General features: G+C 46.5%; 25 protein-coding genes. All 25 read left to right on the top strand.

Features of this window, described 5'->3' with window-relative positions; translation table 11 throughout:
• The first annotated feature begins 345 nt into the window (after positions 1-345).
• The 25 genes from nrfB (at position 346) to IX95_RS14410 (ending at position 26584) form a co-directional block, all read left to right on the top strand.
• Positions 346-936, top strand: a complete 591-nt coding sequence (gene nrfB, locus IX95_RS14530) for a cytochrome c nitrite reductase pentaheme subunit (RefSeq protein WP_006959536.1) — start codon at positions 346-348, stop codon at positions 934-936.
• A gap of 1 nt (position 937) precedes the next feature.
• Positions 938-1627: a cytochrome c nitrite reductase Fe-S protein gene (nrfC, locus tag IX95_RS14525; protein ID WP_038161173.1), complete on the top strand. Its 690-nt coding sequence runs from the start codon at positions 938-940 to the stop codon at positions 1625-1627.
• Complete coding sequence (nrfD, locus tag IX95_RS14520) at positions 1627-2598, top strand: cytochrome c nitrite reductase subunit NrfD (RefSeq protein WP_038161278.1); 972 nt, start codon at positions 1627-1629, stop codon at positions 2596-2598. Before nrfC ends, nrfD begins: the two co-directional genes overlap by 1 nt.
• Positions 2599-2600: 2 nt before the next feature.
• A complete protein-coding gene (locus IX95_RS14515) occupies positions 2601-4508 on the top strand; it encodes a heme lyase CcmF/NrfE family subunit (protein WP_038161170.1) in 1908 nt (635 codons plus the stop codon).
• Entirely contained in the window at positions 4486-5019 is a 534-nt protein-coding gene (locus IX95_RS14510) for a DsbE family thiol:disulfide interchange protein (RefSeq protein ID WP_038161167.1), read from the top strand. The genes IX95_RS14515 and IX95_RS14510 overlap by 23 nt, the downstream gene beginning before the upstream one ends.
• Positions 5019-5459, top strand: coding sequence for a cytochrome c-type biogenesis protein (locus IX95_RS14505; protein WP_038161165.1), 441 nt, complete (start codon positions 5019-5021; stop codon positions 5457-5459). The genes IX95_RS14510 and IX95_RS14505 overlap by 1 nt, the downstream gene beginning before the upstream one ends.
• Positions 5460-5540: 81 nt before the next feature.
• Complete coding sequence (locus IX95_RS14500) at positions 5541-5999, top strand: DUF2919 domain-containing protein (RefSeq protein ID WP_038161163.1); 459 nt, start codon at positions 5541-5543, stop codon at positions 5997-5999.
• Between the two features lie 82 nt (positions 6000-6081).
• A complete protein-coding gene (locus IX95_RS14495) occupies positions 6082-6984 on the top strand; it encodes a Dyp-type peroxidase (protein ID WP_019274545.1) in 903 nt (300 codons plus the stop codon).
• 144 nt (positions 6985-7128) lie between these two features.
• Complete coding sequence (locus IX95_RS14490; RefSeq protein WP_038161161.1) at positions 7129-8262, top strand: flagellin; 1134 nt, start codon at positions 7129-7131, stop codon at positions 8260-8262.
• A 247-nt stretch (positions 8263-8509) separates the two neighbouring features.
• On the top strand, positions 8510-9643 hold the full coding sequence (locus IX95_RS14485) for a flagellin (RefSeq protein WP_006959527.1): 1134 nt from the start codon (positions 8510-8512) through the stop codon (positions 9641-9643).
• Positions 9644-9872: 229 nt separating this feature from the next.
• Entirely contained in the window at positions 9873-11006 is a 1134-nt protein-coding gene (locus tag IX95_RS14480) for a flagellin (protein ID WP_006959526.1), read from the top strand.
• Between the two features lie 70 nt (positions 11007-11076).
• A complete protein-coding gene (flaG, locus tag IX95_RS14475; RefSeq protein WP_006959525.1) occupies positions 11077-11505 on the top strand; it encodes a flagellar protein FlaG in 429 nt (142 codons plus the stop codon).
• 20 nt (positions 11506-11525) lie between these two features.
• Positions 11526-13550, top strand: a complete 2025-nt coding sequence (fliD, locus tag IX95_RS14470; protein ID WP_038161158.1) for a flagellar filament capping protein FliD — start codon at positions 11526-11528, stop codon at positions 13548-13550.
• Positions 13534-13857, top strand: coding sequence for a flagellar protein FliT (locus IX95_RS14465; RefSeq protein WP_019274548.1), 324 nt, complete (start codon positions 13534-13536; stop codon positions 13855-13857). Before fliD ends, IX95_RS14465 begins: the two co-directional genes overlap by 17 nt.
• 11 nt (positions 13858-13868) lie before the next feature.
• Positions 13869-14279 carry a flagellar export chaperone FliS gene (fliS, locus tag IX95_RS14460; protein WP_019274549.1) on the top strand — a complete coding sequence of 137 codons (411 nt, stop codon included), beginning with the start codon at positions 13869-13871 and terminating at the stop codon, positions 14277-14279.
• Between the two features lie 257 nt (positions 14280-14536).
• Positions 14537-16003, top strand: a complete 1467-nt coding sequence (locus tag IX95_RS14455; RefSeq protein WP_006959521.1) for a sigma-54 dependent transcriptional regulator — start codon at positions 14537-14539, stop codon at positions 16001-16003.
• Between the two features lie 122 nt (positions 16004-16125).
• Entirely contained in the window at positions 16126-17187 is a 1062-nt protein-coding gene (locus IX95_RS14450; RefSeq protein ID WP_019274550.1) for a sensor histidine kinase, read from the top strand.
• Positions 17187-18587 (top strand): sigma-54-dependent transcriptional regulator, encoded by a 1401-nt coding sequence (locus IX95_RS14445; RefSeq protein ID WP_006959519.1) that lies wholly within the window; start codon positions 17187-17189, stop codon positions 18585-18587. The genes IX95_RS14450 and IX95_RS14445 overlap by 1 nt, the downstream gene beginning before the upstream one ends.
• Positions 18588-18685: 98 nt before the next feature.
• Positions 18686-18997: a flagellar hook-basal body complex protein FliE gene (gene fliE, locus IX95_RS14440; protein WP_006959517.1), complete on the top strand. Its 312-nt coding sequence runs from the start codon at positions 18686-18688 to the stop codon at positions 18995-18997.
• Between the two features lie 76 nt (positions 18998-19073).
• The gene (fliF, locus tag IX95_RS14435) at positions 19074-20762 is read left to right on the top strand and encodes a flagellar basal-body MS-ring/collar protein FliF (protein WP_216603155.1); all 1689 of its coding nucleotides are present in this window, start codon (positions 19074-19076) and stop codon (positions 20760-20762) included.
• A complete protein-coding gene (gene fliG / locus IX95_RS14430; protein WP_006959513.1) occupies positions 20755-21813 on the top strand; it encodes a flagellar motor switch protein FliG in 1059 nt (352 codons plus the stop codon). Before fliF ends, fliG begins: the two co-directional genes overlap by 8 nt.
• Before the next feature lie 20 nt (positions 21814-21833).
• Complete coding sequence (gene fliH / locus IX95_RS14425; RefSeq protein WP_019274553.1) at positions 21834-22634, top strand: flagellar assembly protein FliH; 801 nt, start codon at positions 21834-21836, stop codon at positions 22632-22634.
• Positions 22634-23959, top strand: a complete 1326-nt coding sequence (gene fliI, locus IX95_RS14420) for a flagellar protein export ATPase FliI (RefSeq protein WP_038161154.1) — start codon at positions 22634-22636, stop codon at positions 23957-23959. Before fliH ends, fliI begins: the two co-directional genes overlap by 1 nt.
• Before the next feature lie 3 nt (positions 23960-23962).
• Positions 23963-24403 (top strand): flagellar export protein FliJ, encoded by a 441-nt coding sequence (gene fliJ, locus IX95_RS14415; RefSeq protein ID WP_038161149.1) that lies wholly within the window; start codon positions 23963-23965, stop codon positions 24401-24403.
• A 138-nt stretch (positions 24404-24541) separates the two neighbouring features.
• Positions 24542-26584 (top strand): flagellar hook-length control protein FliK, encoded by a 2043-nt coding sequence (locus IX95_RS14410; RefSeq protein ID WP_038161146.1) that lies wholly within the window; start codon positions 24542-24544, stop codon positions 26582-26584.
• Positions 26585-26602: the final 18 nt, after the last annotated feature.

Raw genomic sequence — 26602 nt, 5'->3', positions numbered from 1 at the left:
GCTTTAGATCAATTTAGGTCAGTGATCTGGCTCAAAGTTGATTTTTAATAACCCTAAAGGGGTAGGTTTGTTGTTGGGTATGGATAATGAAATTCATTATCATCAATGACTTATGGTTATTAACCATGTATAAAATAAGGTGATAAGGATCGAGGTTTTGTGCAAAAAATCTACTACTAAAGAGTAGGCTGAGTAAAATGTAATCGATAGCGTTGTGGCTTTTCCAAAAATAAGAATTGATCTCATTTAGTGGTGATTTAAATACCGCTAAAGGGCATTGGTTTTGACCAGACTGTTTATTTTGAGCGTGGCTCAAAATCTGTTCTGGAATAAGGAAAGGATAAAATGGGCAATATAAAGTTGGCCATAGTCATAATGCTGAAAACCATTCTTGCATTCTGCCTCTATGGCTATTCTCTTCATGCCGTTGCTGCTGATTCTTCTGCCCCTACAGCCGAAGAAAGCTCGACTCGTCATGAAGTTACGCTTATCCGGGACAAAGATTACAAATGTATTCAATGTCATAAGGATTCCAAAGAATCACTTCAGCAATCTCATGGTGAAAATGCCCATGAGATTCTAGGTCGTGAAGTGAATTGTACTAACTGTCATAGCAACATCGGGCCTGACCACCGTGAAGGTGCTCCGCAAGTCATCAAGTACTCATCTGCACAATCTCAGCAGGGAACAGACAAAACCTACCTAGACCCTGACGCCATTTTGAAGGCCAATAGCCAGTGTACTGATTGTCATAAGCCGAAGTATCTGCGTGAAGACAGCTGGACACATGATGTGCATGCCAAAAACCTCACCTGCTCTAACTGTCATGATGTTCATGCCAGTAAAGCAAAAGTCCTTGGTTTGGAGCGCAAGCAGAAAATCAAGCTGTGTGTCGACTGTCATTCAGACTTCAATCAGTTGAAAGAGGAGCAATGATATGAGTTGTTCTAGACGAAATTTTTTAACTGGTGCTGGCGCCTTGATTATGACCACAGGCGTAGCCGGGACTGCGATGATCAGCAGTCGTAAGACGTTAGCAAATGTCGAACAGGTGGATGATAAGCTCTATGGCATGATTCACGATGAGACCGCCTGTATCGGTTGTACCGCTTGTACTGAAGCTTGTCGCGAGGTCAACAAGGTACCAGAAGGGGTGTCGAGACTGGAAATCATTCGTAGCGAGCCACAAGGCGAATTTCCTGATGTGGAATATCGCTTTACCCGCAAATCTTGCCAGCACTGTGAAAACCCACCTTGTGTGTATGTTTGCCCGACGGGCGCAGCATATAAAGATGAGAAGACAGGCATTGTCGATGTGGATAAAGACAAGTGTGTCGGCTGTGGTTACTGCCTTGCCGCGTGCCCTTATCAAGTGCGCTTTTTCAATCCCGAAGACCATTCCGCAGACAAGTGCAATTTCTGTCGTGATACCAATCTTGCCGAGGGCAAATTACCCGCCTGTGTAGAATCTTGCCCGACCAAAGCCTTGGTGTTTGGCGATCTCAACGATCCGCAGAGTCAAATCAGTCAAGTGTTAAGTAACCATGTGGTCTATCGCGATAAAGCGCACTTAGGTACCAAGCCTAAGTTGTACAAAATCCCACACAACAAAGGGGAGGTTTCATGATGAACGGTATTGAAACGGCTTTCCATTTCGATTCATTGGTCTGGGACTGGATCATCGCTATTTACTTGTTTCTTGCGGGAATGTCCGCTGGGGCTGTGATGATTGGCTTGTATCTCAAACGCCGCGTAATTGAAGGTGACCCTGCTAATGACGGCATTCTTAAAGCCGTCGCTTGGCTGGCTCCCTTTGGCATTATTGCCGGTTTGACCATATTGATTTTCCACCTCACCAAACCTCTGTCGTTCTGGAAGATTATGATCTACTACAATCCGTCTTCAGTCATGTCGATGGGGGTAATTCTCTTCCAAGTTTATATGGCGGTCTTATTCGTTTGGATTGGTGTGATTTTCCGCCACCAGATCATACAGTTCTGCGAAGGCAAACTTCCGGGTGGGCTATTGGACTGGGTTGATGGCGTATTGATCACAATCGGTAAGATAAACAATCCTGTCGAGTTGTTTCTGGGTGTGTTGGCGATATTGCTTGCGGCCTACACTGGGTTTCTGCTCTCTGCACTGAAAACTTACCCGATGCTGAACAACCCTGTGTTGCCGATCTTGTTCCTGTTTTCCAGCCTTTCTTCGGGTGCAGCGGCATGTTTGTTGTTCGGCATTCTCGTATTCAAAGAATCGGCGCACAGCCCGAGTGTTCGTTGGGTGCATGGGTTTGAACGTCCGGTTGTGTTATTCGAGCTGTTTGTGTTGGTGACTTTCTTTACTGGCCTGATATTCAGCGGTGGTCAAAATGAAGTCGCGGCTTGGAATGCAATAGGGGGAGGTTTCTGGTCAAACTGGTTCTGGTTTGGCGTCGTGTTGATTGGGATGTTACTGCCGCTGACTCTCAATGCCGTCACGCCAAACGAAGTACGCCATAACGGCAGTTACATCTTCATAGTGACAACGCTGAGTTTGGTCGGGGTACTGATGTTGCGTACCTTCATTCTATACGCTGGTCAGATGACGGTGGTGTAAGCATGTGGGGAGAGATAGGACACTTTGCTCTGGTATGGGTTGCTGTTTCGAGTTTAGCTTGCGCCGCAGTCTGGGCGTGGCAGCACTATTCTGATCAAGGCGCATCGCTCTCTCTGATATGGCCTGTCAGGCTCAACGCAGCAATGGCTTCGTTGAGTCTGATTGTTCTGGCGATTTTGTTTGCCTCTGACCGATTTGAATTCGAGTACGTTGCCACTCACTCTAATATTGAGCTACCACAACTCTTCAAGCTGGCTGCTGTGTGGGGAGGCCATCAAGGTTCCATGCTGTTTTGGGTGTTTACACTCAACTTGTGGGCAGGTTTGATTTCATTTATTCGTCATTCTAATGGGCGATATATCGCCCATGTTCTGTGGATCATGACATTGTTTATTGCAGCGTTTTCATGGTTTACCTTACTCGCTTCAAATCCGTTTGTTTACGCTCAAACCTTGTTAACTCAGGGGCGCGATCTCAATCCTATGCTTCAGGACGTGGGGCTGATTTTTCATCCTCCGCTGTTGTACCTTGGCTACATTGGTTATTCCACTGTACTGGCGTTTGCGTTGGCGGCGTTGATGCAAAAACCGTATGACAACCAATGGGTCACACTATGTAAACCTTGGGCGATATCTGCGTGGGCATTTCTCACGCTTGGGATACTGGTCGGTTCATGGTGGGCCTACAACGAGTTAGGCTGGGGAGGATGGTGGTTCTGGGATCCAGTTGAGAATGCATCATTGTTGCCTTGGCTGACGGGGACAGCTTTGCTGCATAGTATGGTGGCTTCTAGGCGCCATCAGCAGTTGATGGTCTGGACGTTGATCTTAGCTTCGGTGACATTCAGCCTTAGTATTCTCGGTACCTTTATTGTCCGCTCGGGAGTTCTGACGTCGGTGCATGCCTTTGCAGTCGACCCGGGAAAAGGCATTGCGCTTCTTGGTATTTTGGCTGTTACCTTGTTCGCCTCTTTTGCCCTTTTAATTGACCGAGGGGAGACCATACGAAGCCAAAAGTTGACGGCTATTATCAGCCGATCTTATCTGGTGCTTCTCGCGATTGGCCTGCTGGTGATCGCCACGTCTACTGTTTTCCTTGGTACTTTTTACCCCATGGTTTATGAGTTGCTTCAACTGGGAACAATATCGGTTGGTGCACCCTATTTTAATACATTACTTCTACCTTTATCGGCTCTGGCGCTAACGGCAATGGCCTGGGCTCCCTTTCTGAAATGGCAATCAGGGTTGGTGAACTCATGGCAACGGATGATCCTGTTTTTTGTCTTCTCATTCTTTGTCGGTGCAATGTTGTATTTTTGGCAAGTGGAAACGTGGTCATTCTCAGCAATGTTGATTTGGGGGCTAGCGTGCTGGGTAGTGTTTAGCCATCTGTGGTGGGCTATCCGTTTGGGTAAGCTCAATTTTATGCTCTTGGCTCATATCGGGTTGGCTATCGGCGCGATAGGGTGTGTTATGAATGCGGAGCACTCATCTCAGCTAACTCGCAAACTTGGTCCTGGAATGTCAGCAGAGTTTCGCGATTGGCAAGTTGAGTATCTGCAAACGGAGTGGCGTGTAGATAAAAACTTCACAGCAGAGCAAGCACAGCTGCGTTTTACTGATGCTGAAGGCCGAACGTTTGAGCTCAAACCTGAGCGTCGCCATTATCCCGTCCGAGTCATGAACACGAGCGAGCCTGCGATTCACACGAACTGGCTTGGAGATTATTATGTGACGCTCGCTGCCAAAGTTGACGAGCACAGCTATGCGGTCAAAATTCAGTACAAAGCATACATCTGGTGGATCTGGGGTGGTGGATTATTAGCAACATTTGCTGCATTTTTGCCTCTTATCCCCAAACTTTCGCCGAGAATAGTGAGAACAAAATATGACGTCGTCCAAAAAGTCTAAATTCATCGTCCTTTGCGTCTCGCTGGTAGTGTTTATCCTAATCCTCGGGGCGGCACTGAATGAAGGCACTTCCAACTCAGGCAGTCACGCTGTTCGAGAATTTCCAGTGAACGAGGTTGAGTTACTGGCTGGGAATGAACGGGTTCAGGCTAAGGCGTTATTCCAGTCAGAGTATCAACTGGTTAATGTCTGGGCATCGTGGTGCAGTATTTGCCGTGCGGAACATGATTTTCTTAATCAATTGAGTGAGCAAGGCATTGCTGTGATCGGGCTTAACTACAGAGACCAAGCAAAGGCAGCAAACCAGTATCTGGCTCAATTGGGTGACCCTTATCAAACGGTGATCTACGATCCTCAAGGGGAGTTATCTATCGATCTGGGTGTGGTTGGCACCCCCGAGACATATCTTATCAATCAGGCCGGGGAAATTGTGTATAAACACTCAGGGCTGCTCAACCCTAATATCTGGAAGAAGCAATTTGCCCGCTTCTTTACTGAGGAGAAGAGTTGATGAGAGCGCTTTATTACTTGATCCTGTTGCTGTTTGTTCAGAGTAGTTACGCGGGTGATGAAGAGCTATTTGTTGCGGTTTCAGAACAGCAAATATCCCAAGTTGAGTTGTTTGAGTTTACCTCTCCAGAGTTACACGAAAAAGCGCTACGTTTGGCTAAGTCCTTGCGTTGCCCGCAGTGTCAAAATCAAAATCTGATCGAATCCAACTCCCCCATAGCAAAAGACTTGCGTCTGATTGTTTTCAGCAAGATCAATCAAGGACAGAGTGAGCAGGAAGTAAAGGACTTCATGACTGAGCGCTACGGCGAATTTGTATTATATCAGCCCGAATTTTCCGTTCGTAATGCTGTGCTTTGGTTCGCGCCGATCTTATTACTTCTGATGTTTATCGCTTTATCAATAAGGCGGGTGCGAGCGAACTCTAATAATATCGGATGAGTTTTATAGGTAATATCTGATAGAAAAATACCTCAATTGGTATAGAGTGGAGTTTAATTTCTCAACCGCAGTTACCTATCAGTGCGATACGCTTTAGAACAATACGATAAACATGGTTTTCTCAAAGCCCCTAAATGGCTTTGGCTTGGTTGGTTTTTTCTCGCCAAAGCGTGGGTGGTTTTTGTTGTCGCCGGTGCAAGCCGAGAAAGCGGCGCTAAGATCCTCAATATTGTCTATCCCGATCATTCAATGTTGTATCTGGGGTTGGCGATGGGACTGCCTAGCATCGCGTTAATGTGGATGATCAGCTTGCGCAGCCCGGAACGAAAATGGATAAGCCATTTAGTCAGTTGGGGTAAAACGATTACCATGCTGGCGATTGGCGGCCAGTTTGTTCAAACTCTTTACCACGTCTACCTAGAACATGGCGCTTTCCGCTGGGCGAATGCCGCCACCTTGCTATTTCTGCTGTGGTTTATGCTTTATATCTATAAGAGTCGCAGCGTACGCGATTGTTTTTCTGCGCCGCCATCCGTTTGACGTAACGGGTGATGATCGCTATCAATACTCTTAAAACAGAACACAATACACTGAGAAAATATGTAAATGTGAGGACATAAAAATGACAATCCCTCAAAGTGCCATCCTTCCTGAAGCAGGACCTTTCGCTCAATACACGCTGCTTAAGGTGACACAGGAACATGCTGCCGTACTGGAACAGCTACAGGCTCTACCGACACTTGTAGAAGAGCTTAATCAGCAGCAGCCTGGGGCTGAATTGACTCTTTCCGTTGCGTTCAGCAAATCATTCTGGTCAAAGTGTGACGCCGCGATGCCAGACGAACTGATTGATTTCCCACAGCTTGGTGAAGGCAGCACCTTAGCGCCGAGTTCTGATGTGGATGTGCTTATCCACTGTCATTCGAATCGTCATGATTTGCACTTTTATCTGCTGCGCACATTCTTTGCACAAGCGTCAGATAACGTAGTGGTGGTTGATGAAACCTATGGTTATCGCTATCTCGACTCTCGAGACATGACGGATTTTGTCGATGGGACAGAAAACCCGAAAGATAGTCAGCGCCATGAAGTAGCAATTATTCCTCAAGGAGAGTTGGCTGGTGGCAGTTACGTTATGGTCCAGCGCTTTGTTCATGACCTGCCTTCTTGGAATCGACTGAATGTGTCTGCTCAAGAAAAAGTCATCGGGCGGACTAAACCGGATTCGATTGAGTTAGATAATGTGCCAGCTGCGTCTCACGTTGGTCGTGTGGACATTAAAGAAGAAGGTAAAGGCCTGAAGATTGTTCGCCATAGCTTGCCTTATGGCAGTGTGTCGGGTGAGCATGGTCTGCTGTTTATTGCCTACTGCAATACGTTACACAATTTTAAAGCCATGCTGGAAAGTATGTATGGCGAGACCGACGGTAAAACAGACCAGTTATTGCGCTTTACTAAAGCCGTGACCGGAGCATACTTCTTTGCCCCGTCTGTAGAGATGCTAAAAGGGTTAAAGCTTAAGTAAGTCAATGAAAGCAAACTAAAGCCTGCGGACTATACCGATTTTAAACCGAGCTAATGTGCTCGGTTTTTTGTGCAAAAAGGCTAAAGAAAATTTCCTCAGGCCGATATAACAGATAACCCTGTTGAGGAAACACTACCTATCGTTATGGCAATCACTGTTAATACCAACGTATCAGCAATGACGGCGCAGCGTTATCTTACGAATGCGACGGACATGCTGAATCAATCACTGGAGAGGCTATCTTCAGGGAATCGTATTAATAGTGCCAAAGACGATGCCGCAGGTTTGCAGATCTCGAATCGACTTGAGTCTCAGATGCGTGGTTTGGACGTCGCAATGCGCAATGCGAACGACGGCATATCCATCATGCAGACAGCCGAAGGCGCGATGAATGAGACGACCAACCTTCTTCAACGCATGCGTGATCTTTCATTACAATCGGCGAATGGTTCGAACAGTCGAGCAGAAAGAGATGCATTACAGGAAGAAATGGCGGCTTTGAATGATGAATTGAATAGAATTGCCGAAACCACCTCTTTTGGTGGTCGAAAATTGCTCAATGGTTCATTTGCCAGTTCTTCTTTCCAAATTGGTGGCAGTTCCGGTGAAGCGGTTCAGGTATCTCTGAAGAACATGCGCTCTGATAGTATAGAGATGGGCGGCTTCAGTTATATCGCCGCTGGAAAAGCGGACAATAGCTGGCAGGTTTCTCAGGGCAGCCAGACGTTGGTGATGGAATACACTAATGCCGAGGGGCAGCAGGAATCGATTCAGGTTGAGGCTAAGGCCGGTGATGACATCGAAGAGTTAGCCACTTATATCAACGGTCAAACGGATAAAGTCTCGGCCTCAGTAAATGAAGATGGGCAGCTGCAAGTCTTTATGGCAGGCAAAGAGACATCGGGTACTATTTCCTTTTCTGGCAGCCTTGCAGGTGAACTGCAAATGGGGCTAGCTGGTTATGAAGCGGTTGATAATCTGGACATTTCTAAAGTTGGCGGCGCACAGCGAGCGGTATCTGTAATAGACACCGCGCTTAAGTATGTTGATGGTCATCGCGCTGAATTAGGGGCGATGCAAAATCGCTTTAATCATGCGATTAACAACCTAGGTAATATCAACGAAAACTTGGCCGCGTCGAATAGCCGTATAAAAGACACCGACTATGCCAAAGAAACTACCCAAATGCTTAAGCAACAGATTTTACAGCAAGTTAGTACATCAATCCTAGCACAGGCTAAACAACAACCAAATCTAGCTCTAACCTTATTGGGTTAATTGTCAAAAAAAGAAAATATTATCGACTGAGTGAATTAAAGCTTTAGCAAAAAAATTGCGTTTTTTTAAGTTTTTTCGTATTTGGTCAACTTTCCCTCTCCAAAAGCATTTTTTTCAAAAAAAACTTAAAAAAATACTCAAGGTTCTCGAAATTGAGCCGTTAATAAAAGTAACTTTGAGAGAACTACTTTGGTTTTCCGAGACGTCGGAAACCGGTTACATCGGAAAATCAAACGGAGAAATCACCATGGCAGTGAATGTAAACACTAACGTAGCAGCAATGACAGCACAGCGTTACCTAAATGGCGCTAACAATGCACAACAAACTTCAATGGAACGTCTATCTTCTGGCTTCAAGATTAATAGCGCTAAAGATGACGCAGCAGGTCTACAGATCTCTAACCGTTTGAATGTGCAAAGCCGCGGTCTAGATGTTGCAGTACGTAACGCGAATGACGGTATTTCTATCGCGCAGACTGCTGAAGGTGCGATGAATGAAACGACTAACATCCTGCAACGTATGCGTGACCTTTCGCTACAATCTGCGAACGGCTCTAACTCTAAATCAGAGCGTGTTGCGATTCAGGAAGAAGTTACAGCACTAAATGACGAACTTAACCGTATCGCAGAGACAACCTCTTTTGGTGGTAACAAACTACTGAACGGTACTTACGCGACGAAATCTTTCCAAATTGGTGCAGACAATGGTGAAGCCGTGATGTTGACTTTGAACGACATGCGTTCAGACAACGTTGGCATGGGCGGTACAAGCTACCAAGCAGCAAATGGTAAAGATAAAGATTGGACAGTACAGGCCGGTGCAAACGACTTGGCTATCACACTGACCGATACTGACGGCCAACAACAAACTATTAATATCAATGCAAAAGAAGGCGACGATATTGAAGAGCTAGCGACATACATCAATGGTCAGACTGACATGGTAAAAGCGTCTGTCGACCAAGATGGTCAACTACAGGTATTCGCTGGCACTGATAAAGTTGAAGGCGCAGTAAGCTTTGGTGGTGGTCTTGCTGGTGAACTGAGTATGGGTCAAGGTCAAGCAGTTACTGTTGATACTATTGATGTAACATCTGTGGGTGGTGCTCAGGAATCTGTAGCAATTATTGACTCGGCACTGAAATATGTAGATAGCCACCGTGCTGAGCTGGGTGCATTCCAGAACCGATTCAACCATGCGATTAGCAACTTAGATAACATCAACGAGAATGTGAATGCGTCTAAGAGCCGAATCAAAGATACGGACTTTGCTAAAGAAACAACGGCACTGACTAAGTCGCAAATTCTTTCTCAGGCTTCAAGCTCAATTCTTGCTCAGGCAAAACAAACGCCAAACTCAGCTCTGAATCTTCTAGGCTAAGTTTAAAACCTTCGAAAAAAATCCAGCTTCGGCTGGATTTTTTTCGTTTATATAATCCATTGATTTAAAAGATATTTATAGCTTATTGATACCCATCACAGAAATTTTTTTAAAAATTTTTCTAAAGGATATATTTCTTCCGCCGTTAAAAGACTGAGAGAAATGAGATGCACCAAAGTGAGGTGAGAGACGCTGAGGTGCATCACCCTTAATGCCTAAGGAGATCAATATGGCAATTAACGTAAACACCAATGTGTCTGCGATGACTGCTCAGCGATACCTTAATGGTGCTGCTGACGGCATGCAGAGATCGATGGAGCGTCTATCATCGGGTTACAAAATAAACAGTGCTCGTGATGACGCTGCAGGCCTTCAAATTTCCAACCGTTTAACATCGCAGAGTCGTGGTTTAGACATGGCGGTGAAAAACGCAAACGATGGTATCTCCATTGCACAGACTGCTGAAGGTGCAATGAATGAGACGACCAACATCCTTCAACGTATGCGTGACTTGTCACTGCAATCGTCAAATGGTTCGAACTCCCGTTCAGAGCGTATTGCGATTCAGGAAGAGGTTACGGCTCTTAACGATGAATTAAATCGTATCGCAGAGACTACCTCATTTGGTGGTAACAAACTCCTCAATGGTACGTTTGGTAGCCAATCATTCCAGATCGGTGCGAGTTCAGGTGAGGCAGTAATGCTCACTATGGGCAATATGCGCTCAGATACGTCAGGAATGGGTGGTAAAGCCTATATTGCGCAACAGGGTAAAGATACTGACTGGGCCGTCTCTCAGGGTTCAACAGATCTTACTCTGGACTATACTGATGTACATGGGGAAGCTAAACAGTTAACCATAAATGCTAAGGTTGGTGACGACATCGAGCAGCTTGCGACTTATATCAATGGTCAGAGTGAAGACGTGAAAGCGTCGGTCGGTGAAGAAGGAAAGCTACAGTTGTTCGCTGCGAATAACAAAGTAGCGTCGGACGTAACAATTGGTGGTGCGTTGGGCGGTGATATTGGTTTTGGTGCCGCTGAAAACAAAACGGTTTCCGACGTTGATGTTTCTACCGTAGCAGGGTCTCAGATGGCAGTTTCTGTTATCGATGGTGCTCTGAAAACGGTTGACAGTCAGCGCGCGGAACTGGGTGCATTCCAGAACCGTTTTAGCCATGCGATCAGCAACTTGGATAACATCAACGAGAACGTTAACGCGTCTCGTAGCCGTATCCGAGATACTGACTATGCGAAAGAAACGACTCAGATGACTAAGTCGCAGATTTTGCAGCAGGCAAGTACCTCTGTACTGGCGCAGGCAAAACAATCACCATCGGCAGCTCTTAGCTTATTAGGTTAATCGATAGGTTCGAACGAGCTTATTGGTAGGTAACGTGATTACCAACCTATAAGGTGGAAGGGAGATTGTTATGGAAATACCATCCTACACATCGAACGTCCAGCCTTACGGCTCAGAAAGTGGCACTAAAATTGCTTCAAAATATGATGGTGCACAGCAAGTTTCCTCGCGGAAAGAACAGGTTTCTACAGCCGAAGTGAGAGAGCAAGCTGCTGAAGCTGTTAATCAAGCGATAGAAGCGTCTCAACAACGTGAAAAGCTTAACAGGGAAGAGCGGCAACGTATGGTACAGCAAATGAACGAGTTCATTGCGTCCATCAACACTGGCCTATCTTTTCGGGTCGATGAAGAGTCGGGAAGAGATGTAGTGACCATTTATGAAGCGGATACTGGCGATATAATTCGTCAGATACCCGATGAGGAAATGTTAGAAATACTGCGACGCCTGAGGGATCAAACAGCCCGTTATTCATCGGGGTTGTTGAACCAGACGGTATGATCGTATTTTGAGGTGATTGAATGAGCTTTGGCCCTGTAGGGATGAATTCTGGCATGGATATCAATGCCATGGTCAGCAAAATTGTTGATTCGGAGCGCGTACCTAAGCAGCAACGAATCGACAATGAGCGTGGCAAAATTGATTCCAGTATCAGTGCCTACGGTCGGCTCAGAGAGTCGTTGGATACGATGAAAAACTTGATGACGAGCTTTCGTCAAGAGAAAGCTTTCGCCGCAAGAAAGGTAGAATCTACGGATGATACCGTTGTATCCGCGACGGCAACCACTGAAGCTATCGCTGGTAGATATGCTATCGATGTGTTGCAGCTTGCCCAGAGTCATAAAATTGCGTCTGATGTATTACCGGAAGATGCGAAATTTGGCCCGGGTAAGCTGCAGATTTCTCTCGGTGAAAAAAAGTTCACCGTTGAGGTTCAGGAAAATTCTAAGCTGGTTGATATCGTTCGCGGTATCAATGGCAGCAAAACCAACCCCGGTGTTCGTGCATCAGTCATCAATGATGTCGAAGGCCCACGTCTTATCGTTGCTTCAAGTAATTCAGGTGAACAAAACGCACTCAAACTGAGTGTGGAGTCAGCACCGGATAATCTTCTCAAAAGGCTCGAGTACAAAACACTTGAACAGCGCGTTAAAGATCTTGAGCGAGCTCGTGCGGCTGCGCAAGATCTTCTCAAGCCACTCACTGCTGAAGAACAAGCCGTTGCCGATCGCATTGCAGAGCAAAACATTGAGGCGGCAAAGGTTGTCGATCAGGAGATTGCCGATACGTCCAAACAAGCGGCAATTGCTGCCGATGCCAATGCGGCAAAGGATGCAAGTGCTGGTAATGAACTTTCAGATGCAGCCGCTGCAGCCGCTGCTGCGGCCGGTGCCGAAGCTAATAAGTACTTAAAGCCAGAAGAGCGCATTCCTGGCTGGACCGCGACCGCGTCCGGTACATTGCTTGACTCGTATTGGGAGCCAGAGCCTCAGCTAGATGCAAAAGCGCTGGAAAAAGCCCCTGATGTTCCCGGTTGGAGTGTCACGGCTTCCGGTACACTGACGGATTCTTATGTAACACCAAAAGAAGCGCAGGCCGCGTTAGATGCGAAACAAGCTGCGTTGGAAGATAAGCTAGCTCAGGAAAAAGCATCACTTCAAGCGCGTGTTTTGGCAGGCGAATTAACCCCTGAGCAAGCTAAAGAGCTTGAACGTGCCAAACTGCCAAAAGAAGAAAGGGAATATCTGGAGCGAATAGATCAGGCTCAGGCTGACCTGAAATCGGCGCAGGAGTCATTTGACGCTTATCGTGGTATGAGCCAAGTACAAGCGGCACAGGATTCGAAAGTACTGCTTGATGGTGTTGCTCAGCTTTCCAGTGATAACAACATCATTGAAGATGCCATTGAAGGGGTCGACCTAACCTTAAAAGGTCGCTCCGAGCGCGGCAAAACACCTTCAGAGATTGATATCGAATATGACCGTCAGGGCGTACGAGACGATATTGAGCAGTTCGTTTCGGCATACAACCAGTTTTATCAGGTCTCTCAAGAACTTTCCGGTGTGGATCCACGAACTGGAGCCGCAGGCCCTCTGGCGGGTGACAGTGTGGTTCGCAGTGCCGATTCAAGACTGAAGTCGGTGTTTTCATCAAGAGTTGAACCTGCTCCTGAAGATCTTAAAACATTGACTGAGTTTGGTATTACAACGACACGTCAGGGTACACTGGAAATCAACTACGACATGTTGGATCGCCAGCTCAATAACAACTTCAATAAGTTAGAAGATTTCTTTGGCGGCAACCAAGGGTTTGCAAAAAAAGTTGAAGATGCGATTCAGGGTATCACTGGTGTCACCGGCTCAATTCGTACTCGTGAGCGCAGCATGGTGGAACAAAATTACCGCCTTGATGATGATCAAGCATCTTTGGATCGTCGTATGGATAGCTTAGAGAAACGTACACACGCCAAATTTACGGCGATGCAGGACGCGACGAGCAAGATGCAGTCTCAGCTAGCAGGTATGATGAATGCACTTGGCGGATGATTTTTTGGCACAGATCTCATTTCTTGGTGATCTTGATCACGGTATTGCTAGTAATCTTTCAGCGGATGACATTAATACTGAAGAAATCGTTCAGTTGGTCGATAAAAGGGAACAGTTATTGCTAACCTTGATCAGTACTATTAATGAGCACCAAGAGTTAGCGCAGTTACCAGAATGGCAGAGTGCCATTGAGCGCACTCAGTTGACTGTTGAGTTGATGCAGAAGAAAACCGCTGAACTTGGCAGTAGTTTGCAAAAGTACCGCTACGGCAATAAATCGGTGCAGCAGTACAAGAAATTTATATAAAGAGGATTGTTATGCGTGGTTCATTACAGGCTTACAAGAAGGTATCGGTAGATAGCCAGCTCAGTGCTGCCTCCCCGCATAAAATTGTTCAAATGCTGATGGCGGGTGCTATCGAGCGCTTGATTCAGGGTAAAGCGGCAATGGAGCAGGGCAATATTCCTGTTAAGGGTGAGAGACTGGGTAAAGCTCTAGACATCATCATTAGCTTACGCAGCTGCCTATCAATGGACGATGGCGGTGACATTGCTCAGAACCTGGATCAGTTGTACGAGTTTATGATTACCCAAATTACTGAGGCAAATCACAAGAATGATCCTCAACCTATCGATGACGTGATTGATATTATTCGCGAGATTAAATCAGCATGGGAGCAAATCCCACCTGAATACCACAATCTGACTGCGACTGATGTAGGAATTTAAGATATAAGTTTAATTTATACTGTTGTATTGAAATATCTTGCATAAAAAGCTTTTGGGCAAACGTCACATCGCCTAATTGCTTGGTTGCCTTTATTTTTTTATCAAATAGAATAGAAGCCACTTAGTAGCCTAGTGGCTTATTTTGTTGCTGAAGTTTATAAATTGTCTATCACTAATCCTGTTCTATAGTTAGGTTAGTTGTTAGAAACAGAAATAACAGCCACAATGTTTCAAGATAAAGGCAATAATTCTCACCTATGCAAGGTTTAGCAAAGCTGCTCGTAATTGAAGATGATGCTCAAGCACGCATCAATCTGAGTAATATATTAGAATTTGTCGGAGAACAATGTGAGGCGATCAGTTCCGCACAACTGAGCGACGTTAACTGGTCGGATGTTTGGGCTGGCTGCATTGTGGGTTCGCTTCAGGGCCATAACTTCTCTACTCAGTTGAGTACACAACTCTCCCAAGCTAACCATATTCCTTTACTTATCGCGGGAACGCATTCTTATCCAGTCGAAGAAATGACCAATTATGTTGGTGAACTGGAATATCCTTTAAATTACCCTCAGTTAAGTGAAGCGCTTCGTCATTGTAAAGACTTCCTTGGTCGCAAAGGCGTCAACGTTGTTTCTTCTTCACGAAAAAACACCCTGTTCCGCAGCCTAGTTGGGCAAAGTATCGGTATTAAAGAAGTTCGTCACCTGATAGAGCAAGTCTCCGCTACCGAAGCGAACGTTCTTATTCTTGGCGAGTCGGGAACAGGTAAAGAAGTCGTTGCACGTAACATTCATTACCATTCCGCACGTCGAAATGGTCCATTTGTACCAATCAACTGTGGTGCTATTCCTCCTGACCTTCTCGAAAGCGAATTGTTTGGCCACGAAAAAGGGGCCTTTACTGGGGCGATAACGTCTCGTAAAGGGCGATTTGAACTGGCAGAAGGCGGTACATTATTCCTTGATGAGATCGGTGATATGCCGATGCCAATGCAAGTTAAATTGCTGCGTGTGTTACAAGAACGCTGTTTTGAGCGCGTAGGCGGTAACACCACTATTCGTGTTAATGTTCGCGTGATTGCGGCGACTCACCGTAATTTGGAAACCATGATTGATGATGAGTCTTTCCGTGAAGACTTATACTACCGTCTCAATGTGTTCCCAATCGAAATGCCAGCCCTGCGTGACCGGATTGAAGATACGCCATTGCTGTTGCAAGAGCTGATGACGCGAATGGAAGCGGAAGGCGCTCAGCCAATCTGCTTTACGCCACGGGCTATCAACTCACTGATGGAGCACAACTGGCCGGGCAATGTTCGCGAGTTGGCAAACCTTGTTGAAAGGATGATCATTCTTTATCCAAACAGCTTAGTGGATGTGAACCATCTGCCAACTAAGTATCGTTACAGCGATATCCCTGAGTTTCAGCCAGAGCACAATGTGTTTGCTTCTGTTGAAGAGCAGGAGCGTGACGTGCTGCAGGACATTTTTGCCGAAGATTTCAGTCTTGATGAGACCGATGGCTTGCATGAAAACTCCAATGCACCCCAAGAATTACCGCCTGAGGGCGTTAACCTTAAAGAGATGTTAGCTGAGTTGGAAGTTAATATGATAAACCAAGCATTAGAGGCTCAAGGTGGCGTGGTTGCTCGTGCCGCCGACATGCTTGGAATGCGACGGACCACTCTGGTTGAGAAGATGCGAAAATACAATGTGCAGCGATAAATTGGGTATTTTCGACGCTGTCAAAATATCGACTTCATATTAAGCTATTGAAAAATATATAAAATAGCCTGGCGTGCTTCTTGCATTTCAGGCTATTGTAGTTTTTAAGGCAGAAATACGACATGCAAGCAGCTCAGGCGATCATGAATCAGCAACCACTCGGAACACTCGAAGAACAAGTTGAACGATATAAGCAGGTATTGGACGTTATGCCAGCAGGTGTAATTCTGCTCGATACTCAAGGTGTTGTGCATGAAGCGAATCCAGAAGCACAGCGTTTGTTAGAGATGCCGCTTATTGGGCAGAAATGGTTTGAAGTGATTCAGCAAGCATTTGCCCCACGAGAAGATGATGGTCATGAAATCTCTCTTCGCAACGGCCGCAAAGTGCGCTTGGCAATTTCAGCGTCGACAACAGGCCAGCTGATTCTGATTACCGACCTGACAGAGACACGTTTACTGCAATCTCGTATCAGTGACCTACAGCGTTTATCCTCGTTAGGGCGTATGGTTGCGTCGTTGGCGCACCAGGTCCGAACGCCTCTATCCAGTGCGATGCTTTATGCGTCAAATCTGGCGGCTCCGAACCTACCGCCAGCAACGAAAGATCGATTTCAGAATAAATTGATGGATCGCCTGCATGACTTGGAAAAGCAAGTCAATGATATGTTGTTGTTCGCTAAAGGGGGCGACAACAAGGTGGTGAAGCCATTTACGATTGCTGAATTGGTGAGTGAGTTTTCTCCTATGGTGGAAGCAGCGCTGAAAAACAATCAGATTGATTATCACCTTGAAGTTGAGCGGGAAGAAACGCAACTGTTAGGCAATGCGAACGCGGTGGCGTCAGCGCTGAGCAACTTGGTGATGAACGCAATTCAAATTGCGGGTAAACAATCACAAGTCGATGTCTTTTTCCGCCCGGTAAACAATGAGCTGAAGATTTCCGTTCAAGACAGCGGGCCGGGCGTTCCAAAAGAACTACAAAACCAAATTATGGAACCTTTCTTTACGACACGATCACAGGGAACAGGGCTTGGATTAGCTGTTGTCCAGATGGTATGTCGTGCTCATGATGGAAGGTTAGAATTGATTTCCGAGGAAGGTGATGGTGCTTGTTTCACCATCTGTATTCCTCTTGATCGTGCTCCGCAAGCTAACCACGATGTAATGACTGGAGAAGGATAATGGCACAAAGCAAAGTACTAATCGTAGAAGATGATGAAGGTCTACGCGAAGCCTTAGTCGATACCTTGGCGCTAGCCGGATATGAGTGGTTGGAAGCGGACAGCGCGGAAGATGCGTTAATCAAACTTAAAGCTCATTCAGTCGATATCGTTGTTTCTGATGTACAGATGGCAGGTATGGGTGGCCTCGCTCTACTGCGTAACATCAAACAACATTGGCCCAATCTACCGGTATTGTTAATGACGGCTTACGCTAACATTGAAGATGCTGTCTCTGCCATGAAAGATGGTGCGATTGACTACATGGCTAAACCGTTTGCGCCGGAAGTTTTATTGAATATGGTCAGTCGTTATGCTCCGGTTAAATCCGACGATAACGGTGATGCTGTGGTAGCGGATGAGAAGAGCCTTAAGTTACTTGCTATGGCCGATAAAGTGGCAAAAACTGACGCTAGCGTTATGGTGCTTGGCCCAAGTGGTTCGGGTAAAGAGGTGATGTCTCGTTACATTCATAATGCTTCGAACCGCAAAGATGGGCCTTTTGTCGCGATTAACTGTGCCGCGATTCCTGACAACATGCTGGAAGCGACATTGTTTGGCTACGAAAAAGGCGCCTTTACCGGTGCGGTTCAAGCTTGTCCAGGTAAATTTGAGCAGGCTCAGGGCGGGACAATTCTTCTCGATGAAATCAGTGAGATGGACCTGAACCTTCAAGCTAAGTTGCTTCGTGTTCTGCAAGAGCGTGAAGTCGAGCGATTGGGTAGTCGAAAGAGCATCAAGTTGGATGTTCGTGTATTAGCTACCAGTAACCGTGACTTAAAGCTCTATGTTCAGGAAGGTAACTTCCGTGAAGATTTGTACTACCGCTTGAATGTTTTCCCGCTAGCGTGGCCAGCACTTTGTGACCGTAAAGGTGATATAGAGCCTCTAGCCAACCATTTGATTGAACGTCACTGTAAAAAGCTAGGCCTACCTGTACCGACATTATCTGCCAGTGCCATGAATAAGTTGCTGGCTTATTCATGGCCGGGGAATGTTCGTGAGTTAGACAACGTTGTGCAACGTGCATTAATCCTCAGTGAGAACGGCAATGTGTCGAGTGACCATATTTTGCTGGAAGGATTAGATTGGCAGGATGCGGGCAGTTTGCAACAGGTCGTTGAAACCGGAGAAATCACAGCTCCTAACATTAAACCAATCGCGGAACCTGATAACGCATTTGCGACCAGTGCTGGTTTAGGCGGTGAACTTCGTGAACAGGAATACGCCATTATTCTTGAGACTTTAACTGAGTGTAACGGTCGTCGTAAGGAGATGGCTGAAAAATTAGGTATCAGCCCACGTACATTGCGCTACAAGTTAGCAAAAATGCGTGATGCGGGGATTGATATTCCAAACTAACGTGCTATTTTCGACGCTAAAATTGATATGGCATGTAGATTGCAGCGTCATATTTACAACAAGAATTGTAGTCAAAGAGTTGACGTCCGAGGTATTCAATGAAAATTGATGGTTTTCAAGGCGAAATGCAAGCAATGATGTTCGAAGCAACGAACACAAAACCTGCCGCGACTGGTCATACAGTCGGCGCTGATTTTGGCGATTTGCTCAACAATGCCATCAACAACGTTAATGGGCTGTCAAAAACCTCTAGTAACTTGCAAATGCGATTTGATCGTGGTGATGAAAATGTGTCGTTGTCTGATGTCATGATTGCCCGAAACAAATCGAGTGTTGCATTTGAGGCAACGATTCAAGTACGTAATAAGCTCGTCGAAGCGTACAAAGAATTGATGAACATGCCAGTTTAAGTGATAGGTACAGTCTGTGGCAGAACAAAATCAATCAACGGATCTTGCGGTTTCGGATGGTGGTCCTGACACCGCAATGGTAGCAACATCAGATATGGATACTGATGTTCAAAATCCGGACTTGGATGAACAAAGCACATCCAAATTTGACATGGCAGTCGGTGATTTAGATCTCCTACGTCAGGTTGTCCTCGTTCTCTCCATTTCGATTTGTGTCGCACTGATTGTGATGTTGTTTTTCTGGGTACGTGAACCTGAAATGCGACCTCTTGGTGCCTATGACACCGAAGAGCTTATTCCTGTCTTAGATTATCTCGATCAAGAAAAAGTAGAGTACAAACTGGACGGTAACACAATCTCTGTACCCGCCAGTGACTACAACTCGCTCAAACTGAATATGGTTCGTGCTGGCTTAAACAATGAAAGACAAGCCGGTGATGAAATCTTAATGCAAGATATGGGCTTTGGCGTATCTCAGCGTTTAGAGCAAGAGCGCCTCAAACTGAGCCGTGAGCGCCAGTTGGCCAAAGCTATCGAAGAGATGAAACAAGTGCGCAAAGCTCGTGTACTGCTCGCATTACCGAAGCAAAGTGTCTTTGTCCGTCATAATCAAGAAGCGTCTGCTTCTGTTTTCCTTACTCTCCGTACCGGTACGTCACTTAAGCAAGAAGAAGTTGACTCTGTCGTTGACATGGTTGCCAGTGCTGTTCCGGGGATGAAACCGACCCGAATTACCGTGACAGACCAACACGGTCGACTACTTAGTTCTGGCTCGCAAGACGCAGCGTCAGCCGCGCGTCGTAAAGAGCATGAGTTAGAGCGTAAGCAGGAACAAGCCCTGCGAGACAAAATTGACTCAGTGCTTATCCCTATTCTTGGTTTTGGTAACTATACCGCTCAGGTTGATATTCAACTCGATTTCAGCGCGATAGAGCAAACCCGTAAAAGTTTTGACCCTAATACCCCATCGACACGAAGTGAATACACTTTGGAAGACTATAATAATGGTAATGTCGTTGCTGGTGTACCGGGTGCGTTGAGTAACCAGCCTCCTGCTGACGCTTCTATCCCTCAGGATGTGGCACAGATGAAAGATGGTTCTTTGATGGGGCAGGGTTCAGTGCATAAAGAAGCGACGCGTAACTTCGAACTGGATACCACCATCAGTCATGAACGTCGCCAGTCCGGAATAGTCAACCGTCAAACAGTGGCGGTCGCGATCAAGAATCGTGCGTCGGTCAATCCGGATACTGGTGAAACGACTTATCAACCACTGTCGGATGCAGAGTTGCAGTCGATCCGTCAGGTATTGATTGGTGCCGTTGGTTTCAGTGAAAGCCGCGGTGATTTATTGAATGTACTGAGTATGCAGTTTGCTGAGCCAGAAGTTGAAGTGCTTACTGATGTGCCGATTTGGGAGCATCCGAATTTCAACGACTGGGTTCGTTGGTTTGCAAGTGCATTGGTTATTATCGTTGTCGTATTGGTTCTGGTTCGCCCAGCGATGAAGAAACTGCTCAACCCAGCTTCGGATGACGATGATGATCAACTATACGGACCAGATGGGTTGCCAATTGGTGCTGATGGTGAAACTAGCCTGATTGGTGGAGATATGGATGGCGGTGAGCTGTTTGAGTTTGGCTCGAGCATTGACTTGCCTAACCTCCATAAGGATGAAGATGTGCTGAAAGCAGTTCGAGCTCTTGTTGCTAACGAGCCTGAGCTAGCGGCACAAGTAGTGAAGAACTGGATGGAAGATGCCTAACGAAGTCGTACCTCAGGGAGAAGGCGGTGGTGAAGTTGTCGAGAACACCGTGGATATCGAAACGATACCGGGCGAAGAACGCGCGGCGATCCTTCTACTCAGTCTGAATGAAGAAGACGCTGCGGGAATCATTCGTCACTTAGAGCCGAAACAAGTACAACGCGTTGGTAGTGCTATGGCACGTGCTGCTGACCTAAGCCAGGAAAAAGTCGGTGCGGTACACCGTGCTTTTCTGGAAGACATTCAGAAATACACTAATATCGGTATGGGCAGTGAAGACTTTATGCGTAATGCACTGGTTGCGGCCCTTGGTGAAGATAAAGCTAACAATCTTGTTGATCAAATTTTGTTGGGTACTGGTTCGAAAGGTCTCGATTCACTCAAGTGGATGGATCCTCGTCAGGTTGCCAGCATTATTATCAACGAGCACCCTCAGATTCAAACCATTGTTTTGTCCTACCTCGAACCGGATCAATCTGCAGAAATCTTATCTCAGTTTGCCGAACGTGACCGTCTCGATTTGATGATGCGAATTGCGAACTTAGAAGAAGTACAACCATCGGCACTGGCTGAGTTGAATGAAATCATGGAGAAACAGTTCGCAGGTCAAGCAGGTGCGCAAGCAGCCAAAATTGGCGGCCTGAAGGCAGCAGCAGAAATCATGAACTACATGGACAACAATGTCGAAGGTATCCTGATGGAGCAGATTCGCGATCAGGACGAAGACATGGCAACGCAGATTCAGGATCTTATGTTTGTCTTCGAAAACCTTATCGAAGTCGACGACCAAGGTATTCAGAAGTTGCTGCGTGATGTCCCACAGGATGCATTGCAGCGTGCACTTAAAGGTGCCGACGATGCTCTCCGTGAGAAGATCTTCAAGAACATGTCTAAGCGTGCCGCTGAGATGATGCGTGATGACCTTGAAGCAATGCCGCCAATCAAAGTGTCGGATGTTGAAGCCGCGCAGAAAGAAGTATTGGCAGTGGCTCGTCGTATGGCTGATTCCGGTGAGATTATGCTGGGCGGCGGTGCCGACGAATTCTTGTAAAGTAAAGGGTTAAGGTTTATATGTCTGGGGAAAGAAAGCGTGGTTTTTTGCGCTTAGATAATGATGAGCAAATTCAGAAGCCTGAGCGTTGGGGGATGCCGGACTATACGTCTGACACTCACAAGCACGCAAAAGAAACGGCGATGAATTACGACCCAGGCTGGATGCCGACCTTGTCTGAGCCTGAAGAAGAAGCGCCCAAAGAACTGACTGAAGAAGAAATCGAGCTCATCAAGCAGCAGGCTTATCAGGATGGTCTGCATCAAGGCCAAGAAGCTGGTTTTAAACAAGGCTACGATAAAGGTAAAGAGCAAGGCCAACAAGAAGGTCATCAAGAAGGGCTGGAAGCAGGTAAAGCAGAAGGCATCGAAGCAGGGCAAGAATTTATTCAGCAGCAAGTCCAGACATTTGTTGGACTGGCGAATCAGTTTGCCCAACCTCTTGAGTTGATGAACGCTCAGGTTGAAAAGCAACTAGTCGATATGGTCCTGACTTTGGTTAAAGAAGTCGTCCATGTCGAAGTTCAGACCAACCCTCAGGTTGTTTTGGATACCATCAAACAATCCGTTGAATCTCTGCCAGTATCAGGCCATTCCATTACGCTCAAACTTCATCCAGAGGATGTTGAAATCATTCGTACTGCTTATGGCGAAGAGGAATTGGAATTTCGTAACTGGACACTGATGGCAGAGCCTGCACTGAATCGCGGAGATGTGCAGATCGAAGCGGGTGAATCGAGTGTTAACTATCGCCTTGAAGACAGAATACGTAATGTGTTGCAAAGCTTTTGTGGGGTAAATCGCCACCAAGGTGGTGAGTAATGTTAGCACTGGCTGAACGCCTATCTCAGTACCAAACTCAAGGGTTAACTTGTCGCCCTGTTGCTTCAGGGAAGTTGGTTAGAGTTGTTGGGTTAACTCTTGAAGCCACCGGATGCCGCGCTCCTATCGGCAGTCTCTGCAAAGTTGAAACCATGCATGGTGAGATGGAAGCAGAGGTGGTTGGTTTCTCTGATGATAATCTCTACTTGATGCCCAGTGAGCAAATCACGGGTGTTTTACCTGGCGCTAAAGTTACGCCTTTGACGAGTGAAGCTGGTTTGCCTGTAGGCATGGAGCTACTTGGGCGCGTTATTGATGGCGTTGGTAATCCGTTAGACGGTCTTGGCCCTTTGTATACTGAGAAGCGAGCAGCCTTCAACGCCGATCCTATTAACCCTCTTGCGCGTAAACCTATTTCCGAGCCTCTCGATGTTGGTATCAAAGCCATCAACGGTCTTTTGACGGTTGGTAAAGGTCAGCGTATTGGTCTGTTTGCTGGTTCAGGTGTGGGTAAGTCGGTAACACTAGGCATGATGACTCGAGGAACGACCGCTCAAGTGGTGGTTGTAGGCCTAATTGGTGAGCGTGGACGTGAAGTAAAAGAGTTCATTGAAGAAATCCTTGGAGTGGATGGGCGTCAACGTTCGGTTGTTGTGGCGGCGCCTGCTGACTCTTCACCACTGATGCGCCTCAAAGGTTGTCAGACCGCACTGACGATTGCGGAGTATTTTCGTGACCAAGGGTTAGATGTACTGCTGCTGATGGATTCTCTGACTCGATTTGCGCAGGCTCAGCGTGAAATTGCCCTGTCTGTAGGCGAGCCGCCTGCAACTAAAGGTTACCCACCTTCGGTATTTGCGAAACTTCCAGCCTTGGTAGAGCGAGCGGGGAATGGCGGTCAGGATCAGGGTTCTATCACGGCATTCTTTACCGTATTAACAGAGGGTGACGATCTTCAAGACCCAATTGCAGATGCATCACGAGCGATCCTTGATGGTCATATTGTGTTATCGCGTGAAATGGCTGATGCAGGCCATTATCCTGCCATTGATGTTGAGAAGTCAGTCAGTCGTGTCATGCCACAGATTACCTCTGAAGAGCAGATACTGATGTCCAAAGCGGTACGTCAGGTGCTGTCTGTTTGTCGTAAAAATCAGGATTTGGTATCAATTGGCGCTTATAAGCCGGGATCTGACCCAGCAATCGACAGTGCGTTTACTTTAAAGCCTCGACTGGATGGTTACTTACAGCAGGCTATGAAAGAAACGGTTCCATACGACATGTGTGTCAATATGCTGCGTAATCTTCTCCAGGGAGATTCGTAATTTATGGACAATGCGCTGGATTTTCTATTAAGTCAGGCTCAGGAGCGAGAGAACCAAGCGGTACTTGCACTCAATCAAGCGCGAGTTGAATTGGATGGTTATTATCAGCAACTAGAGCAGATAGAAAACTATCGTTTGGATTACTGTAATCAGCTGGTTGAACGAGGTAAGCAAGGGCTTACAGCCAGCCAATATTCTCATCTTAACCGCTTCCTCACGACATTAGATGAAACTCTGTCTAAGCAGAAACAGGCAGAAGAGCATTTCAAATCTCAAGTAGAAAGCTGTGAGCAAAATTGGCTGGAGTGTCGCAAACAACGTCGCTCTTACGAATGGCTGATTGAGAAAAAGCAGACGGAAAAAGAACGCTTACAGAATATTCGTGAGCAAAAACAGATGGATGAGTTCTCTACCCTTCAATATTCTCGCCGTACTTCGAACTAATATCACGTTAATACCCTCTTCTCCTTTCTGATTGGCGCACTTCTTGCAAAATTTCCCGTTAAATAACGTGTTGCCGCTACTTGCTATTCGAATGATTGGCCGTGACTGTTCTCTCAATTATGCGTGAGTGATCTATTTATGAATGTGAATCTAACTCCGGTTTCCGATACGCCTAAAACATCGAGCTCCGCTTCTCCATCAGTTGAAGCAGGAGACGAAACACAGCAGTCCGAAGGCTTTTTTTCCAAACTGGCGGCTTTAATCAAGGGAGACTCTGGCGAGAAAAAAGTGTCAGAGTCAGACTCTGCAAAAGCTGAGCAAGCGAGTGATGGCGAAGAAAGCACTAAAGTACTTCTAGAACAAGAAGTTAGTGGTGACGAAGAAATTAGTATTGATGATGGTGAAGGCGCTGAATTTGGAAAAGTAGTAGCAGCAGATACAGACGGTGCTGTGGCTGATGAGCTGTTAAAATCTGACGATAGCAAGCAAAAGCATAGTGCAGCGACTGACCTTGAATCTTCGGCAGAAGGTAAGGTCTCTGTTAAGGCTGATGGAGACGCAGAGAAGATAATCTCAGAAAATGAAGAATTGCTCGGGCGATTGAATGAAGCTAATAAAGCCCTGCAACCTAAAGACGGCAACGATTTGCCACAGAAATCTCAATTAGTGGCTGAGGGTGAAAAATCGGCTAATCCGCTTAAGGTAGAGAAAATTGGTGAGCAAGCGCTAAAGAGTGTGACTAAATCTGATGTTGAGGCAGAAACCAATCTGAAGTCTAACACCATTAAAGACGGCGCTATACCTCTTGAACAAAACAAGCTAGCCTCTGAGTCTGTATCGCTAAAGCAGCAAGTGGGTGAAGAAGCTGTCGTCATTCCTGAAAACGCCAAGCGATTCATTGAGCAAGATGGCGGTCAAGAACCAGAGTTGGCATCAGCAGCAAGTAAAATTCAACCAGAGCATGTCGCTGTTGTAGGTGGTGGGGGGGCTGCTGCTGGTCTTACCCAATTAGTCGATAGTAAAGCGGAGATGACCAGCCCTGAGATTGAGCTTCTAAAACAAGAGCTTAAAGCTCAAGGCTTAACCGACAAAGAAATTGAGCAAGTCGTGGAAGCCGCGAAAGCTGAAGCTCAAGCACAATTAGCCGCGACAAAAGGGGCTGAAGTGGTTCAACCCTTGAAAGCGACAGCGGAAAAACCGGTTCAAGCTAAAGCAACTCAAGTTCTGCAAGCAGCTAGTGATGCGACTTCAAACAGTGTTGTTGAGCCTACCGTCGCAGCAGGAGCTGTTGCTGGAGCGGCGGCCATTCCATGGGCTGTTTCTTCAACAGAAACAGGGGTAGAGGAATTACAAATTCAGTCGGATGCCAAACCTAAGGCGCAACAAGCCCATTTAGCTCAGTCTGTACAGCAGGCATTGCACAGCTCTTCAGCTACAACGATGAGCGCCGCTCAAAACAATCTTCAAGCGACTCAGCAGGCTTCGGCTATGCCATTACCTAATGAATTAGCGGCAAGTCAGCTTCAACAAGCGGTCGCTAATCCAGCTGTGAGTGAGCAAGCGATGCTAAAAGCGGTAATGGGGGCAAAAGCGGCGGGAACTTTGGGCAAATTAGCTACAGCGGAAGGCAAGCAGGGGCAGGGCCATGAAGCGGGATTTGCACAACAGCTTTCTCAAGCAGCAGGACAACAAGGTTTGACGGTACAGAATCAGTTACGTGCCGAACAAGCAGCCGCGCAAGCACCAATGCAATTGAATCGTGAGATTGCAGGCGAGCAAGTTGCTGAACGTGTGCAAATGATGATGTCGAAAAACTTGAAAAATATCGATATTCGCCTTGACCCACCGGAGCTGGGGCGTCTACAAATCCGTATGAATATGACTGGAGATGGGGCTACCGTGCACTTTACAGTCGCCAACCAGCAAGCGAGGGATGTTATCGAACAATCTATGCCGCGCTTGAGAGAAATGTTAGCTCAGCAAGGGGTCCAACTGGGGGACTCTTCAGTGCAACAGCAATCTTCTGGTCAGCAACAAAACCGCTATGCGGCTGGAAATGGTCCGGGAACTGGTCAAGGTGACGGCAATCAAGCCTTCTTAGGTGAAGAAAACCTTGAACCAGACGTCAATCTTGATTTGAATGTCGCAACAAAGCGTGATGGAATTAGTTATTACGCTTAAACTGTAGAAAAGTAAGAA

The organism is Vibrio sp. B183 (assembly GCF_000740665.1).
Taxonomy (GTDB): domain Bacteria; phylum Pseudomonadota; class Gammaproteobacteria; order Enterobacterales; family Vibrionaceae; genus Vibrio; species Vibrio coralliilyticus.
This window is presented reverse-complemented; position numbering and strand designations above follow the sequence as displayed.